The organism is Nocardioides sp. Root240 (assembly GCF_001428825.1).
In the GTDB taxonomy this organism is placed as follows: domain Bacteria; phylum Actinomycetota; class Actinomycetes; order Propionibacteriales; family Nocardioidaceae; genus Nocardioides.
Genome location: NZ_LMIT01000010.1, coordinates 430 through 14,746 on the forward strand (window position 1 = coordinate 430; position 14,317 = coordinate 14,746).

At 74.1% G+C, this 14,317-nt stretch carries 16 protein-coding genes; 13 read left to right on the top strand and 3 right to left on the bottom strand.

The window, feature by feature from the left end:
* Positions 1-109 precede the first annotated feature (109 nt).
* Positions 110-397, bottom strand: coding sequence for a hypothetical protein (locus ASE20_RS09950; RefSeq protein WP_056894428.1), 288 nt, complete (start codon positions 395-397; stop codon positions 110-112).
* Positions 398-447: 50 nt separating this feature from the next.
* Here ASE20_RS09950 and ASE20_RS09955 point away from each other — a divergent pair, with 50 nt between their 5' ends.
* The 13 genes from ASE20_RS09955 (at position 448) to ASE20_RS10015 (ending at position 11,255) form a co-directional block, all read left to right on the top strand.
* Positions 448-1,488 (top strand): hypothetical protein, encoded by a 1,041-nt coding sequence (locus ASE20_RS09955; protein WP_157538425.1) that lies wholly within the window; start codon positions 448-450, stop codon positions 1,486-1,488.
* A gap of 45 nt (positions 1,489-1,533) precedes the next feature.
* Positions 1,534-2,607 (top strand): acetamidase/formamidase family protein, encoded by a 1,074-nt coding sequence (locus tag ASE20_RS24695; RefSeq protein WP_056894430.1) that lies wholly within the window; start codon positions 1,534-1,536, stop codon positions 2,605-2,607.
* Positions 2,604-3,755: an amidase gene (locus ASE20_RS24700; RefSeq protein ID WP_056894431.1), complete on the top strand. Its 1,152-nt coding sequence runs from the start codon at positions 2,604-2,606 to the stop codon at positions 3,753-3,755. Before ASE20_RS24695 ends, ASE20_RS24700 begins: the two co-directional genes overlap by 4 nt.
* A 74-nt stretch (positions 3,756-3,829) precedes the next feature.
* On the top strand, positions 3,830-4,345 hold the full coding sequence (gene uraD, locus ASE20_RS09970) for a 2-oxo-4-hydroxy-4-carboxy-5-ureidoimidazoline decarboxylase (RefSeq protein WP_056894432.1): 516 nt from the start codon (positions 3,830-3,832) through the stop codon (positions 4,343-4,345).
* On the top strand, positions 4,342-4,659 hold the full coding sequence (gene uraH, locus ASE20_RS09975) for a hydroxyisourate hydrolase (protein WP_056894433.1): 318 nt from the start codon (positions 4,342-4,344) through the stop codon (positions 4,657-4,659). Before uraD ends, uraH begins: the two co-directional genes overlap by 4 nt.
* Positions 4,659-5,528 carry a factor-independent urate hydroxylase gene (gene pucL, locus ASE20_RS09980; protein ID WP_056894434.1) on the top strand — a complete coding sequence of 290 codons (870 nt, stop codon included), beginning with the start codon at positions 4,659-4,661 and terminating at the stop codon, positions 5,526-5,528. The genes uraH and pucL overlap by 1 nt, the downstream gene beginning before the upstream one ends.
* Complete coding sequence (gene allB, locus ASE20_RS09985; RefSeq protein ID WP_056895128.1) at positions 5,525-6,844, top strand: allantoinase AllB; 1,320 nt, start codon at positions 5,525-5,527, stop codon at positions 6,842-6,844. Before pucL ends, allB begins: the two co-directional genes overlap by 4 nt.
* Positions 6,841-8,064, top strand: a complete 1,224-nt coding sequence (locus tag ASE20_RS09990; RefSeq protein ID WP_056894435.1) for a pyridoxal-phosphate-dependent aminotransferase family protein — start codon at positions 6,841-6,843, stop codon at positions 8,062-8,064. Before allB ends, ASE20_RS09990 begins: the two co-directional genes overlap by 4 nt.
* Positions 8,061-9,296, top strand: a complete 1,236-nt coding sequence (locus ASE20_RS09995; protein WP_056894436.1) for an allantoate amidohydrolase — start codon at positions 8,061-8,063, stop codon at positions 9,294-9,296. The genes ASE20_RS09990 and ASE20_RS09995 overlap by 4 nt, the downstream gene beginning before the upstream one ends.
* Complete coding sequence (locus ASE20_RS10000) at positions 9,293-10,099, top strand: MurR/RpiR family transcriptional regulator (protein ID WP_056894437.1); 807 nt, start codon at positions 9,293-9,295, stop codon at positions 10,097-10,099. Before ASE20_RS09995 ends, ASE20_RS10000 begins: the two co-directional genes overlap by 4 nt.
* Positions 10,096-10,566: a nucleoside deaminase gene (locus ASE20_RS10005; RefSeq protein WP_056894438.1), complete on the top strand. Its 471-nt coding sequence runs from the start codon at positions 10,096-10,098 to the stop codon at positions 10,564-10,566. Before ASE20_RS10000 ends, ASE20_RS10005 begins: the two co-directional genes overlap by 4 nt.
* 33 nt (positions 10,567-10,599) lie before the next feature.
* A complete protein-coding gene (locus ASE20_RS10010; protein ID WP_056894439.1) occupies positions 10,600-10,860 on the top strand; it encodes a type II toxin-antitoxin system Phd/YefM family antitoxin in 261 nt (86 codons plus the stop codon).
* Positions 10,857-11,255 carry a type II toxin-antitoxin system VapC family toxin gene (locus ASE20_RS10015; protein WP_056894440.1) on the top strand — a complete coding sequence of 133 codons (399 nt, stop codon included), beginning with the start codon at positions 10,857-10,859 and terminating at the stop codon, positions 11,253-11,255. Before ASE20_RS10010 ends, ASE20_RS10015 begins: the two co-directional genes overlap by 4 nt.
* On the opposite strand, the gene xdhC is transcribed toward ASE20_RS10015, so the two are convergent.
* The gene (xdhC, locus tag ASE20_RS10020) at positions 11,242-12,057 is read right to left on the bottom strand and encodes a xanthine dehydrogenase accessory protein XdhC (protein ID WP_056894441.1); all 816 of its coding nucleotides are present in this window, start codon (positions 12,055-12,057) and stop codon (positions 11,242-11,244) included. The genes ASE20_RS10015 and xdhC overlap by 14 nt on opposite strands.
* Entirely contained in the window at positions 12,057-14,309 is a 2,253-nt protein-coding gene (gene xdhB / locus ASE20_RS10025; RefSeq protein WP_225869043.1) for a xanthine dehydrogenase molybdopterin binding subunit, read from the bottom strand. The genes xdhC and xdhB overlap by 1 nt, the downstream gene beginning before the upstream one ends.
* Positions 14,310-14,317: the final 8 nt, after the last annotated feature.

Consider the following 14,317-nt stretch of genomic DNA (forward strand, 5'->3'; position numbering starts at 1 on the left):
CCGACCCCGCGACCAACGGAACCCGAAGGAGGAGTCCCAGCACCGACAACAGAGGTTTCGAGGCTCGGCGCTGGCGCGCCTCGCACCTCAACCAGCGGGAGGCGCGGCCTCAACCACCGTCGGACGGACGCTTGATCCGCTTCGGCTGGTCGGGCAGCGGAAGCACCAGCGGCGGTGCCGCGGGCTCCTCGTCCTCGTAGTCCAGCCAGCCGTCGTACTGCTCGACGAGCATGTCGAGCTGGATCTCCGGGGCGTCGGTGACCACGGCCCACGGGTGGTCCTCGTCGTCGTCCTCGCCGGCGAGCCGCTCGCGGACCACCTCGGCGGCGTAGCCGCCGCGCACCAGTGTCTCCGCAGCCGAGCGCGCCTGGTCCTCGTCGAAGAAGATGCCCCTCACCGCACCATGATGACGCAGGTCCGCCGGCGGACTCGGCTAGCGTGACCGCCGTGGTCGGACTGCACCTGACGCGCACCGCCGAGAACGGCGCGGAGATCGATGCGCTCGCGGCGGCGCTCGCCGCCGACGGGGGTGGGCGGGTCGGCGTCGACGGGATGGTCGCCGACCTGACGGGCCGGCTGCGGCGTACCTTCGCGCCGAGCCCGCGGCTGCTGGGCCGGAAGGTCTCGCAGGCCTACACGTGGGAGGGCCACGACCGGCGCGACCCGACGTGGATGCCGCAGGGCATCACGACGTCGGCCGAGACGGGCTTCCGCGAGCGGCACGGGCACGACGTGCTCGCGACGTCGTGGTACTCGAGGAAGGGCGCCGGGTCGCGGATCAGCATCGTCGACGTCGAGCGGCGGAAGTACGGCCACGTGCTGCTGGTGACGCCGACGGTGAAGGACGGGGTGCCGGGGTTCGGGCCGCTGAAGGTGCACGCCGGCGGGATCGTGTGGCACGGCGGCTACCTGCACGTCGGCGGCACCGGCAAGGGCCTCTACACCTGCCGCCTGGAGGACCTGATGCGCGTGCCGGCCGGGTCGTCGTACGAGACGTGGGGGCACCGGTACGTCCTGCCGGTGCGCTTCGTCTACCGCGGCGCGAGCGAGGAGGGTACGTCGCGACTGCGCTTCTCCTTCTTCACCATCGACCGCAGCGGGGCCGAGCCGGCACTGGTCGTCGGGGAGTACGGCTCCCCGAAGCAGACCCGTCGCCTCGCGCGCTTCGCCCTCGACCCCGCCACCCACCTGCTCGTCGGTGGGGAGGACGGCCGCTTCGTGCCCGAGATCGACGAGCGTGGGAAGGCGCGGATGCAGGGCGTCGCGGTCGTCGACGGCGTCTACTACGCGACCGCCTCGCGGACGCCGGTGCTCCCCGGCTCGATGTTCGTCGGTACGCCGGGCGACTTCCGCGAGCTGTTCTGGGCAACGCCGATCGGACCGGAGGACCTCGTGCACTGGCCCGAGACCGACTCCTTCTGGTCGGTCACCGAGCACCCGCGGCGGCGCTGGGTGTTCGCGATGAAGCGGTCGAGCCTGCGCCGCTGACCGCGACGAAACATTGCCGTCTCATGGCGCTCCTAGGCTGCGCGCGTGATCCTGCAGCCCGGCGTCGGCCCGATCCGCGCGGAGGCCTACCTCCCGGCGGAGCCGGCCACCCTGCTCTGGGGACGGCTGCCGTGCGCGGGCGACGTACCCCTCCTCGGCGTCACGCCGGGCACGGAGGTCACGTTCGACACGGTGAGCCACGAGGGCCTGCTGGAGGACCAGGGCCGCGACCCCCGGGCCTTCTTCGCCCGCCACGGGGTGCCCGCCGGGGAGGTGCTCGACGACGCCGTCGCGATCGCCGCCTCGGACCTGCCGCACGCCTTCGGCGTCGACGGCCCCCACCTGGTGTCCCGGCCGATCCACGTCGAGGGCGCTCGTCGCGGGGACCTGCTCGCGATGACCCTGGTCGAGGCCCTCCCCCGCGTCCCGTACGGCGTCGTGTCGAACCGCCACGGCAAGGGCGCCCTCGCCGGCGAGCTGCCGGCGGGCGGGGACACCGTGTCCGTCTTCGCGGCGGTGTCCGACGACGGCACCCGCGGCCTGATGCCGCTCCGGGACGGCGGCGAGCCGGTGGTCTCCTTCCCGCTGGCCCCCTTCCTCGGCGTGATGGGGGTGGCGACCGCGACACCGGAGCGCGCGCACTCCGTGCCGCCCGGCGCCCACGGTGGCAACCTCGACATCAACCTGCTGACCGCCGGAGCCACCCTCTACCTGCCCGTGCAGGTCGACGGCGCGCTCGCCTACGTCGGCGACCCCCACTTCGCCCAGGGTGGCGGCGAGGTGTCGCTGACCGCGATGGAGGCATCGCTGCGGGCGACCGTCCGGCTCGACGTGGTGCCGCGCGAGGACGCCGTCCACCGGTTCGGCGAGCTCGCCGGACCGCTGGCGGAGACCCGCGAGCACCTGGTGCCGACCGGCCTGGACCCCGACCTCGACGTCGCGGTCCAGAACTGCGTGCGGGCGGCGATCGCGCTGCTCGGCGCGCGCTACGGCATGGCCCCGCACCTGGCCTACGCCTACCTCAGCGCCGCCACCGACTTCGACGTCTCGCAGGTGGTCGACGTCGTGAAGGGCGTGCACGCGCGGATCCGCAAGAGCGACTTCCCGAGGCAGCCGTGAGTCCGTGGGACGAGCGGGTCTGGCAGCTCCGGGGCGACCCGCTGCTCAACGGGGCGGGGGTCGGTCCGCTGGTCGGCGAGACGCTCGCGGTCAAGGACCTGTACGCCGTCGCGGGGCTCTCGACCGGGGCCGGCAACCCCGCCCGGCTGGCCGCGGCGGCGCCCGCCGACACCGATGCCGAGGTCGTCGCGGCGCTGCTCGACGCGGGCGCCGACCTGCGCGGGATCACCCAGACCGAGGAGTTCGCGTACTCGCTCTCCGGCACCAACGCCCACTACGGCGCCCCGCCCAACCCCGCCGCGCCCGGCCGGGTCAGCGGAGGCTCCTCGTCCGGCTCGGCGACCGCGGTGTCGCTGGGCGAGGCGACGATCGGCCTGGGCACCGACACCGCCGGGTCGATCCGCGTGCCGGCGTCGTACCAGGGCCTGTTCGGGATCCGTACGACGCACGGCGCGGTGTCCCGGGAGGGCGTGCTGCCGCTGGCCCCGAGCTTCGACACCGTCGGGTGGATGACCCGCGACGCCGGGCTGCTGGCGCGGGTGGGCGGGGTGCTCGTCCCCGGCACGGCCACGGACGCCGACCGGCGGTTCGTCACCGTGCCGGGCCTGCTGGAGCTCGCCCACGTCGACGTCGCGGCGGCGGTGGCGGCGTGGCAGCCCGGCCTGGCCGTGCCCGTCACGTGGCCGGTGGAGGACCTGGACCCGTGGCGCGACGCCTTCACCACCGTGCAGGCGTGGGAGGCCTGGCAGGCGCACGGCGCGTGGCTCGGCTCCCGGATGGACACGCTCGGCGCCGACGTGCGCGCCCGCTTCGAGCGGGCCAGCCGGGTCACCGCCGACGAGGCCGACGCCGCGCGCACCGTCCTCGCCGGAGCACGGGACGCCCTCGACGAGCTCGTCGGCGACCGGATCGTGGTCCTGCCCGCGACGCCGACGGTCGCTCCGGAACTCGGTCCGGGTCTCTCGGAGCGACTCCAGTCGGTTCGCGAGGCGACGCTCACCCTGACCTGCCTCGCCGCGATCGGCGGTCTGCCCGCGGTGACGGTGCCGCTGCGGACCGCCGCCGGCCTCCCCTGCGGCGCCTCGCTGCTCGCCGGGCGTGGCCGCGACCACGACCTGCTGCAGATCGCGGCCACGCTCACGAATTGATCCGCCTGAAACGATTGTTTCGCGCAGCCTTCACGAGGAGGATCTAGTTTCAACCTCGTGACGGGGAGGCGGACGTGCTGATCGACGAGTTCAACGGGTTGCCCGATGCCGAGGCGGCGGCGCTGCTGCGAACCTGCGTGGCGATCGACTCGTGGGTGAGCACGCTCGCCGCGGGACGCCCCTACGTCACGGCGCAGGACCTCCTCGACGTCGGTCGGGCCCAGGTGGTGGGGTGGGCCCCGGCCGACGTCGAGGCGGCACTCGCGGACCACCCGCGGATCGGCGAGCGGCCGGTCGGCGGGGGCGCGAGCGCCGCGGCGTCGCGCAGCGAGCAGGCGGGTGTGGACGCCGGCGACCTCGACCTGGCCGAGCGGTTGCGCGCCGGCAACGCCGCCTACGAGGAGCGCTTCGGGCGGATCTACCTCGTCCGCGCCAAGGGCCGCAGCGGCGAGGAGCTGCTCGCCCTGCTGGAGCAGCGGCTGGGCAACGACCCGGCGACCGAGCTCGAGGTCACCCGCCAGCAGCTGGGCGAGATCGCGTTGCTGCGCCTGGCCGACCTGGTCGGCGTCGACGAAGGAGTCCTGCGATGACGACCGTCTCGACCCACGTGCTCGACGCGGTCCTGGGGCGCCCGGCGGCGGGGATCGCCGTCGTGCTGGGCACCGCGGCCGGCGTACCGGTGGCGGAGGGGGTGACGGATCCCGACGGCCGGATCCGGTACGACGCCGAGCTGGCCCCCGGCGACCACCGGCTGACGTTCGCGACCGGCGCGTGGTTCGCCGCGCAGGACCGGGCCACCTTCCACCCCGAGGTGTCGGTGGCCTTCACCGCGGTCGAGGGCGAGCACCACCACGTCGCGCTGCTGCTGAGTCCGTTCTCGTACACGACCTACCGGGGATCCTGATGACCTACCGACTCTCGGACCTGCAGCACGGCAAGGCGGAGTGCCGGCTGGTGAAGGTGGACCGCACCGACGGCCTGCACGTGCTGCACGACCTCAACGTGACCACGCAGCTGCGCGGCGACTTCGCGACGGCCTACACCGACGGCGACAACACCCAGGTGCACGCCACGGACACCCAGAAGAACACGGTGTTCGCGCTGGCCCGCGAGCACGGCGTCACGACACCCGAGGCCTTCCTGCTCGCCCTCGCCGACCACTGGCGCCGCCAGCCGTGGGTGACCGGCACCTGGTTCCACGCCGAGGAGCAGCCGTGGCAGCGGCTGCCGCAGAACGGCCACTCCTTCGTCCGCACCGGCGTCGCGACCCGCACTGCGTGGGTGCAGACCGACGGTGACGAGACCTTCGTGCTGGCCGGCACGGCCGACCTCGTGGTGCTCAAGACGACGGGCAGCGAGTTCCACGGCTTCCCCCGCGACCGCTTCACGACGCTCGCCGAGACCGACGAGCGGATCCTCGCCACCAGCGTCACCGCGACCTGGCGCTACGCCGTCACCGACGCCGACTGGGACACCCTCCACGCGACCGTGCAGGACGCGATCGCCGGCGCCTTCGCAAGCACCCACAGCCTCGCGCTGCAGCAGACGATCCACGCGATGGGCGAGGCCGCGCTCGACGCCTGCCCGGAGGTCGTCGAGATCCGGATCGCCTGCCCCAACAAGCACCACTTCCTCGTCGACCTCCAGCCCTTCGGGCTCGACAACCCCGGCGAGGTCTACGTCGCCGCCGACCGCCCCTACGGCCTGATCTCCGCGACGATCTCGCGCTCCGACGTCCCTGCCGAGCCCCGCGCGTGGACCGGGATCGCATGATCCGGTCCGTCTCCGCGCGGCGCACGCTGGTCGACGGGGAGCTCCGGGCCGCGACGCTGACCGTCGAGGACGGGCGGATCGCCGCGATCGGGCCCTACGACGCTGGCGCCGAGCTGGCGCTGCCCGACTCGTCGTACCTGCTGCCGGGGGTGGTGGACACCCACGTCCACGTCAACGAGCCGGGCCGCACGGAGTGGGAGGGCTTCGCGTCGGCGACCCTGGCGGCGGCGCTGGGCGGCGTGACCACGCTGGTCGACATGCCGCTGAACTCGCTGCCGCCGACGACCTCGCTGGAAGCGCTCGACCTCAAGCGGTCCGCGGCCGCGCCGCAGTGCACCGTGGACGTGGGCTTCTGGGGCGGCGCGGTGCCCGACAGCCTCGGCTCCCTGGAGCGGCTGTGGGAGGCCGGCGTGTTCGGCTTCAAGTGCTTCCTCTCCCCGAGCGGGGTCGACGAGTTCCCTGCGCTCGACCCGGAGCAGCTGCGCGCCGCGCTCGCGGAGGTCGCCTCCTTCGACGGCCTGCTGATCGTGCACGCGGAGGACGCCGCGGTGCTCGACGCGGCGCCGCACCGCCCGAGCCGGGCGTACGCCGACTTCGTGCTCAGCCGCCCCGACGAGGCCGAGACCACGGCGATCCGCCGGCTGATCGACGGTGCCCGCGAGACGGGCTGCCGGGTCCACGTGCTGCACCTCTCGAGCGCGCGTGCGCTCGACCTGCTCGCCGGTGCGCGGGCCGAGGGTCTGCCGGTGACCGTCGAGACCTGCCCGCACTACCTCTGCCTCGCCGCCGAGCAGATCCCCGACGCCGCCCCGGAGTTCAAGTGCTGCCCGCCCATCCGCGACGAGGGCAACCGCGCTGCGTTGTGGGACGCGCTCGTCGACGACGTGATCGACGTCGTCGTGAGCGACCACTCCCCCACGACACCGGCGATGAAGGCCGCCGGCGACGGCGAGCTCCAGCAGGCCTGGGGCGGGATCTCCGGCCTGCAGGTGGGATTCGCGGCGGTCGCCGACGAGGCTGCCCGGCGCGGGATCGGCATCGAGCGGGTCGCCGGGTGGATGGCGACCGGGACCGCCGACCTGGTCGGGCTCGACCGGAAGGGGCGGATCGCGGTCGGCGCGGACGCCGACCTCGCCGTCCACGACCCCACGGTGCCGATGGTCGTGGACGCCCGTCGACTCGCGCACCGCAACCCGCTGTCGGCGTACGACGGGCGGACGCTGGCGGGATCGGTGACCCACACCCTGCTGCGGGGCGAGCTGGTGGGCGGGACGGACGGGGCGCGACGCGGCGCCCTGCTGGAGAGGACACGATGAGCATCGACGAGATCGCACCTCCGCCGCGGCTGCTGATGGGGCCGGGCCCGATCAGCGTCGACCCCCGCGTGCTGCGGGCGATGGCGGCGCCGCTGGTGGGCCAGTTCGACCCGTTCATGACCACCACCATGAACGAGACGATGGCGCTCTACCGCGAGGTCTTCGCCACCGGCAACGAGCAGACCTTCCTGGTCGACGGCACGGCCCGGGCCGGGATCGAGGCCGCACTCGTGTCGCTGGTCGAGCCGGGCGATCGCGTGCTGGTGCCGGTGTTCGGGCGCTTCGGCCACCTGCTCGCCGAGATCGCCGGGCGGTGCGGGGCGGAGGTGCACACGATCGAGGTCCCCTGGGGCCGGGTGTTCGCGCCGGAGCAGGTCGCTGCCGCGATCGAGGAGGTCCGGCCGAAGGTGCTCGCGTGCGTGCAGGGCGACACCTCCACGACCATGTGCCAACCGCTGGCGGAGATCGGCGCACTCTGCCGCGAGCACGACGTCCTCCTCTACTGCGACGCCACCGCGTCCCTCGGCGGCAACGAGTTCCGGGCGGACTCGTGGCGCCTGGACATCGCGACCGCGGGACTGCAGAAGTGCCTGGGCGGTCCGTCGGGATCGGCGCCGATCACCCTCTCGCCCCGCGCGGTCGAGATCGTCAACGGCCGGCGGCACGTGGAGGCGGGCATCCGCGAGGCCTCCGACGAGGCGCGCGGCCGGGTGATCGGCAGCAACTACCTCGACCTCGCCATGCTGATGGACTACTGGGGCCCGCGCCGGCTCAACCACCACACCGAGGCCACCTCGATGCTGTACGCCGCCCGCGAGTGCGCGCGCCTGCTGGCTGCCGAAGGCATCGACGCGGCCGTCGAGCGGCACGCGCTGCACGGCCGCGCGATGCTCGAGGGCGTCCAGGGCCTGGGCCTCGGCGTGTTCGGCGACCTCGCGCACAAGATGAACAACGTCGTCGCCGTGGAGATCCCCGAGGCGCTGGGCGCGGCCGGCGGCGACGCGGTGCGCGGCCGGATGCTCGACGACTTCGGGATCGAGATCGGCACGTCCTTCGGCCCGCTCCACGGGAAGGTCTGGCGGATCGGCACGATGGGCTTCAACGCCCGCAAGGACGCGGTCCTGACGACCCTCGCCGCCCTCGAGCAGGTGCTGCGGTCCTCGGGCGTCGCGGTCCCGGCCGGCGGCGGTGTCGAGGCCGCGCTGGCGGTCTACCGATGAGCACCGCCGACGTCGTCCTCGCGCGGTGCGGCGAGCTCGACGCGATCTCCGCCTCCCCCACCTGGCTGGAGCGCACCCACCTCACCCCCGAGCACCGGCAGGCCAACGCCCTGGCCGGTCGGTGGATGAAGGCGGCCGGGCTGCACGTGTGGCAGGACGCGGCCGGCAACATCTGCGGCCGCCGTGAGGGCTCCTCGCCCGGGATGCCCGCCCTGCTGCTGGGATCCCACCTCGACACGGTCCCCGACGCGGGCAGCTTCGACGGGATGCTCGGCGTGCTGATGGCGATCGCCGTGGCCGAGCGACTGCAGCACGTGACGCTCCCGTTCGCGCTGGAGGTGATCGGGTTCAGCGACGAGGAGGGCGCCCGGTTCGGGAAGGCCCTGCTCGGCAGCCAGGCCGTCGCCGGCACGTGGGACGAGGCGTGGTGGGACCTGCGCGACCGCGACGACGTGACACTGCACCAGGCCTTCCTCGAGTTCGGCCTCGACCCGCGCCGGGTCGGCGACGCCGCGCGCCGGCCCGACGAGCTGGTCGGCTACCTCGAGGCGCACATCGAGCAGGGCCCCTACCTCGAGGCCGCCGATGCGTCCCTGGGCCATGTCACGACCATCGCGGGCGCCCGCAGGTTCCGCCTGTCGGTGACCGGGGAGGCGCGGCACGCCGGTGGGACGCCGTACGAACGCCGGAGGGATGCGCTGCTCGGTGCCGCCGAGATGATCGTCGCCGTCGAGCGGCTGGCCCGCGCGGCCGGCACGATCGCGACGGTCGGCCGGATCGAGGTGCAGCCCGGCGCGGTCAACGTGATCGCCGGGCGGGCCGACCTCAGCCTCGACCTGCGGGCCGCCACGGATCCCGAGCGGGACCGCTCGTGGGACGAGATCGAGCAGGAGCTGCGGGCGATCTGTGTCCGCCGCGACCTGCGCCTCGACCTCGTGGAGACGCACCGGGCGCCGGCCGCTCCGTGCGCCGCCTGGCTCAGCGAGGCCGTCGTCGCCGGCATCCGGACCACCGGCGACGACCACCCGATGGGCCTGTGGAGCCGGGCCGGGCACGACGCGATGGCGATCGCCGCGATCACCGGGATCGGGATGCTCTTCCTCCGCTGCCACGACGGCATCAGCCACCACCCCGACGAGAGCGTCCGCGAGGTCGACGTGGCGCGGGGGCTCGACGCCTTCGAGCAGGCCGTGCTCGAGGTCGCGCGGCGGTACGACGAGGCGCGGCCATGAGGATCGACGAGCGGATCGCCGCCCATCACGACGAGCTGGGCCCGCAGGAGCGGCGCGCGGCCGCGACCCTGCTCGAGCACCTGGACGACCTGGCGACGTACCGGGCCGCGGAGCTCGCCGAGCTCGCCGGCGTCTCGCGGGCGACCATGAGCCGGCTGTTCCGCAGCCTCGGCTTCGCCGACTTCGACCAGGTCCGCGAGCACCTGCGCGGGCTGCGGGGCGCGGGCGAGCCCCGGCGCGTCGAGGGCGCCCCCGATGTCGCGACCCTCGTCGCGGCCGAGCAGGCCGCGATCCAGCGCGCACTGGAGCACCCGCGGCTGCCGGAGGTCGCGGGCCTGGTCGCGCTCGCGCACCGGGTCCTCGTCGTCGGCTGGCGCAACAGCTACCCCGTCGCGCTGCACCTGCGCGAACAGCTCGCGCAGGCGCGCGACGACGTAGGAATCGCGCCCGTCCCGGGCCAGGCGATCGGCGAGGAGCTGGTGGGACTGGGCCCCGACGACGTGGTCGTCGTGGTCGCCTTCCGCCGCCGCCCACCCCACCTCGGGCCCTTCCTGGAGGCGGCGCGCGACACCGGCGCGGCCGTCGTCCTGCTCGGCGACCCGAGCGCCGTCGCCCACGCCGCGCGGGCCACGGTCTGGGTCGAGTGCCCCCTTCAGAGCACCCTCGCGTTCGACAGCTACGCCGCCCCGATGGCCCTCGTCGGGCTGCTCGCCGACAGCGTGCTCGCCGCCTGCCGGCGCCACGGTCCCGCCCGGGTCCGCGCCATCACCGAGACCTACGAACGACTGGGAGAAGTCGAGTGAACGACGACAACGTCTGGCTGGCCGAGGCCGTGGACCTCGCGACCGCGAACGTCGCCGACGGCGGCGGTCCCTTCGGCGCGGTCATCGTGCGCGACGGCGTCCGTCTCGCCACCGGCCAGAACCGGGTCACCCGCGACCTCGACCCGACCGCCCACGCCGAGGTCGTCACGATCCGCGCCGCGTGTGCGGAGGTCGGCGACTTCAGCCTCGCCGGCTGCACCCTCTACACGTCCTGCGAACCCTGCCCGCTCTGCCTGTCCGCCGCACTGTGGGCCCGCATCGACCGGGTCGTGTACGCCGCCGACCGCGACGACGCCGCCCGCGGCGGGTTCGACGACCGCGAGTTCTACGAGCTGTTCTCCACACCCCGGTCGGAGTGGGCGATGGCGGTCGCGAACGTGCGCCTGCCCTCGGCGCCCGCGCCCTTCGACGCGTGGCTGGCGCACGAGGACCGCACGGCCTACTGAGCGAGGTGTGTGCAGGTTGCTACACTTGCACCCATGAAGACGGTGGCCTCACGCGACCTGCGCAACCACACGGCGACGGTGCTCGCCGAGGTCGGCGCGGGCAGTCCCGTCGCGGTCACCGTCCACGGCGAGGTCGTGGCCGAGCTCCACCCGCCGAGCCGGCTCCGTCCCGACTACGTCCTGCGCAGCGACCTGGTGCGCTTCCTCGAGCAGCGCCGGGCCGACCCGGCGCTCGCAGACCTCCTCGAGGAGATCAGCGGCGGCACGACCGACGACCTGGACCCGCTGCGGTGACTGCTGCCGCGCTCCTCGACACCAGCGTCTTCGTCGCCGTCGAGACCGGCCGTTCCCTCGTGCTCGACGCGCTGCCCGACCGCGGCCACCTCTCGGCGATCACCTACGCCGAGCTGCAGGCCGGCGTGCTGGCCGCCACCGACCTGCGCACCCGGAGCGACCGTCTCGCCACGGTCGAGTTCGCCGCGTCCTACGAGCTGCTCCCCGTCGATGCCGCCGCCGCCCGCCACTGGGCGAGACTGCGGATCGAGCTGCGCGACGCGGGCCGCGCCATGAAGGTCAACGACCTGTGGATCGCGTCGGTCGCGCTCGCCCACGACCTGCCCGTGGTGACCCAGGACCACGACTTCGACGTGCTCGCCGACCTCGGCCTGCTCGAGGTCATCCCCGCCTGAACGCACCCTGGCGGCCGAGCAGCTCGAGGGCCACCGCCAGCGCGATCCGCGCGGGCTCCTTGCCGGTGACGGCCGGGTCGCCGATGGGCGTGCGCACCCGGTCGACGGCGGAGGCGTCGTGGCCGAGCTCGGCGAGCCGCGCACGGAAGCGCGTCCACTTCGCGCTCGACCCGATCAGCCCGATCGACGCCGGTACGTCGGAGCGCAGCAGCGCGTCGAGCAGCGCCAGGTCCTCGGCGTGGTCGTGGGTCAGCACCAGCGCCTCCACCCCGGGCGGCAGCAGCGCGATGGCCAGCTCGGGCAGCACCGGCTCCCGGTGCACGTGCACGTCGGCCGGGCCGGTCAGCACCGACGCCAGCCGTTCGGGGGCGAGCTGGTCGGCCCGGGAGTCGACCAGGTGCAGGTCGAGGTCGTGGCGGCTGAGCAGCAGGGCCAGCTCGAGGCCGACGTGGCCCAGGCCGAAGATCGCGATCGCCGGGCGCACCGGCTGCGGCTCGTAGAGCAGGGTGACCTCGCCGCCGCAGCACTGCACGCCGTGCTCGGCCGGGGCCCGGTCGGACAGGTCGTGCCGCTCGGTCACGGCGGCGGCGTCGGCGAGCCCCGCCTCGATCAGGGCGCGCGCCCGTCGTACCGCTGACTCCTCGAGGTTGCCGCCCCCGACGCTGCCCCAGACCGCGTCCGCGGAGACGACGAGCTTGGCACCAGCGGCGCGGGGTGCGTGGCCGCGCACGTCGGCCACGGTCACCAGCACCGCCGCGACCCGCTGCTCCCGGCAGGAGAGGAGTGCACGCAACCAGTCCATCAGCGTCGCGCCTCCTCGATCGCCCACCAGACGGCCTCGGGCGTCGCCGGCGAGGCGAGCTCGACGGACCGGCCGGCGGGGCCGAACGCGGCGACCGCGTCCCGCAGCGCCTCGCGCACCGAGAACGCCAGCATCAGCGGCGGCTCCCCCACCGCCTTCGAGCCGTAGACCGCGCCGTCCTCGGTGGCGCGGTCGAGCAGGGCGACCCTGAGGTCGGCCGGCATCTCCGAGAGGCTCGGCAGCTTGTACGTCGACGCGGCCTGGGTGGCGAGGCGCCCTCGTGTCGGCCCGGACGAGGTGTCCCAGCGCAGGTCCTCGAGGGTGAGCCAGCCCAGTCCCTGCACGAAGCCGCCCTCGATCTGGCCGAGGTCGATCAGCGGCGAGAGGCTGTCGCCGACGTCGTGGACGATGTCGACCCGGGTCACCTCGTAGCCGCCGGTGAACCCGTCGACCTCGACCTCGGCGGCGGCGACGCCGTAGGCGAAGTACTTGAACGGGTTGCCCCGCATCGCCGCGGCGTCCCACGACAGGCCCTCGGTGCGGTAGTAGCCCGCGGCCCAGAGCTGGATCCGGTCGAAGTAGGCCTTGCGGACGACGTCCTCCCAGGACGCGGCTCGCCCGAGCTCGGCGCGGACCGGCACCAGCCGCGCGAGGATCTGCCCGCAGGCGTCCTTGACCGCCGCGCCGTTGAGGTCGGCGCCCGAGCTGGCCGCGGTGGCGGAGGTGTTCGGCACCTTGTCGGTGCGCGTCGGCGCCAGGCGCACCCGCTCGATCGGCAGGCCGAGTGCGGTCGCCGCGACCTGCAGCATCTTGGTGTGCAGGCCCTGGCCCATCTCGGTGCCGCCGTGGTTGATCAGCACCGAGCCGTCCTTGTAGACGTGCACCAGCGCACCCGCCTGGTTGAACGCGGTGAAGTTGAAGGAGATGCCGAACTTCACCGGCGTGATCGCCAGACCCCGCTTGCGGTGGGGGTCCTGGGCGTTGCCGGCCGCGATGGCCGCCCGCCGCTCGGCGTACGACGACGTGGTCAGCACCTGCTGCCAGGCCCGGTCGAGCCGCTCGGCGTGCCGCACCGGCTGCCCGTACGGCGTGGCCTGGCCCTCGACGTAGAAGTTGCGCCGCCGCAGCTCCTCCGGCGCCAACCCGAGCAGGGGGGCGCAGCGACCGAGGACGTCCTCGACCACGAGCATCCCCTGGGGCCCGCCGAACCCGCGGAAGGCCGTCTGCGAGGTCTTGTGGGTCTGCGCGATCCGGCCGTCGACGAGCACGTGCGGGATCCAGTAGGCGTTGTCGACGTGGCACAGCGCGCGCGAGAGCACCGGCTCGGACAGGTCGAGGCTCCAACCACCGTCGGAGGTCAGCGTGGCCCGCAGGGCCTGCAGACGACCGTCGGCGTCGAAGCCGACCTCCCACGCCGCGTGGAAGCCGTGCCTCTTGCCGGTCATCGTCATGTCCTGCTGGCGGGTCAGCCGCAGCCGGACCGGCCGTCCGGTCAGCGTCGCGCCGAGCGCCGCGATCGCCGCGAAGCCGTGCGGCTGCATCTCCTTGCCACCGAACCCGCCACCCATCCGCAGGCACTGCACGGTCACCTGGTGGCTCGCGAGGCCGAGCACGTGGGCGACGATCTCCTGCGTCTCGGTGGGGTGCTGGGTGCTGCACGACACGTTCACCTGGCCGTCGTCGTCGACGTGCGCGAGGGAGGCGTGGGTCTCGAGGTAGAAGTGCTCCTGGCCCGCCATCTCGAACGAGCCCTCGAACACGTGCGCGCTCGCGGCGAAGCCCTCCTCGACCTCACCGCGCTCGAGCCGCGGACGGGCGCCCTGGAAGGCCTCCTGCTCGATCGCCTCGGTCAGCGTCAGGACCGACGGCAGCTCGTCCCACTCGGCAACGACCGCGGCCGCCCCGAGCCGGGCGGCCTCGAGCGACTCGCCCAGCACCCACGCCACCGCGTGCCCGTGGAACATGGCCTCGGCCGGGAACAAGGGCTCGTCGTGCTTGGTGCCCGCGTCGTTGACCCCTGGTACGTCGGCGGCGGTCAGGACCCGCACCACCCCCGGCACGTCGTACGCCGGCCGCGGGTCCAGGCTGCGCAGCCGGGCGTGCGCGTGGGGCGATCCCACCGGGTGGGCGTGCAGGACGCCGGGCGTGCGCAGCGCGACGTCGTCGGTGTAGAGCGCGCGGCCGGTGACGTGCAGGGCCGCGGCCTCGTGGGCGCGGGGCTGCCCGACGGTGCCGGAGGTTCCGGGGCTCACGGGTGCTC

Excerpts from the sequence above, each read along its gene's own strand:
- ASE20_RS09990 (WP_056894435.1), top strand. The coding sequence starts at position 6,841 with ATGAGCATCGACGAGATCGCACCTCCGCCGCGGCTGCTGATGGGGCCG.
- uraH (WP_056894433.1), top strand. The coding sequence starts at position 4,342 with ATGACGACCGTCTCGACCCACGTGCTCGACGCGGTCCTGGGGCGCCCG.
- ASE20_RS10010 (WP_056894439.1), top strand. The coding sequence starts at position 10,600 with ATGAAGACGGTGGCCTCACGCGACCTGCGCAACCACACGGCGACGGTG.
- ASE20_RS10000 (WP_056894437.1), top strand. The coding sequence starts at position 9,293 with ATGAGGATCGACGAGCGGATCGCCGCCCATCACGACGAGCTGGGCCCG.
- allB (WP_056895128.1), top strand. The coding sequence starts at position 5,525 with ATGATCCGGTCCGTCTCCGCGCGGCGCACGCTGGTCGACGGGGAGCTC.
- pucL (WP_056894434.1), top strand. The coding sequence starts at position 4,659 with ATGACCTACCGACTCTCGGACCTGCAGCACGGCAAGGCGGAGTGCCGG.
- xdhC (WP_056894441.1), bottom strand. The coding sequence starts at position 12,057 with ATGGACTGGTTGCGTGCACTCCTCTCCTGCCGGGAGCAGCGGGTCGCG.
- ASE20_RS09995 (WP_056894436.1), top strand. The coding sequence starts at position 8,061 with ATGAGCACCGCCGACGTCGTCCTCGCGCGGTGCGGCGAGCTCGACGCG.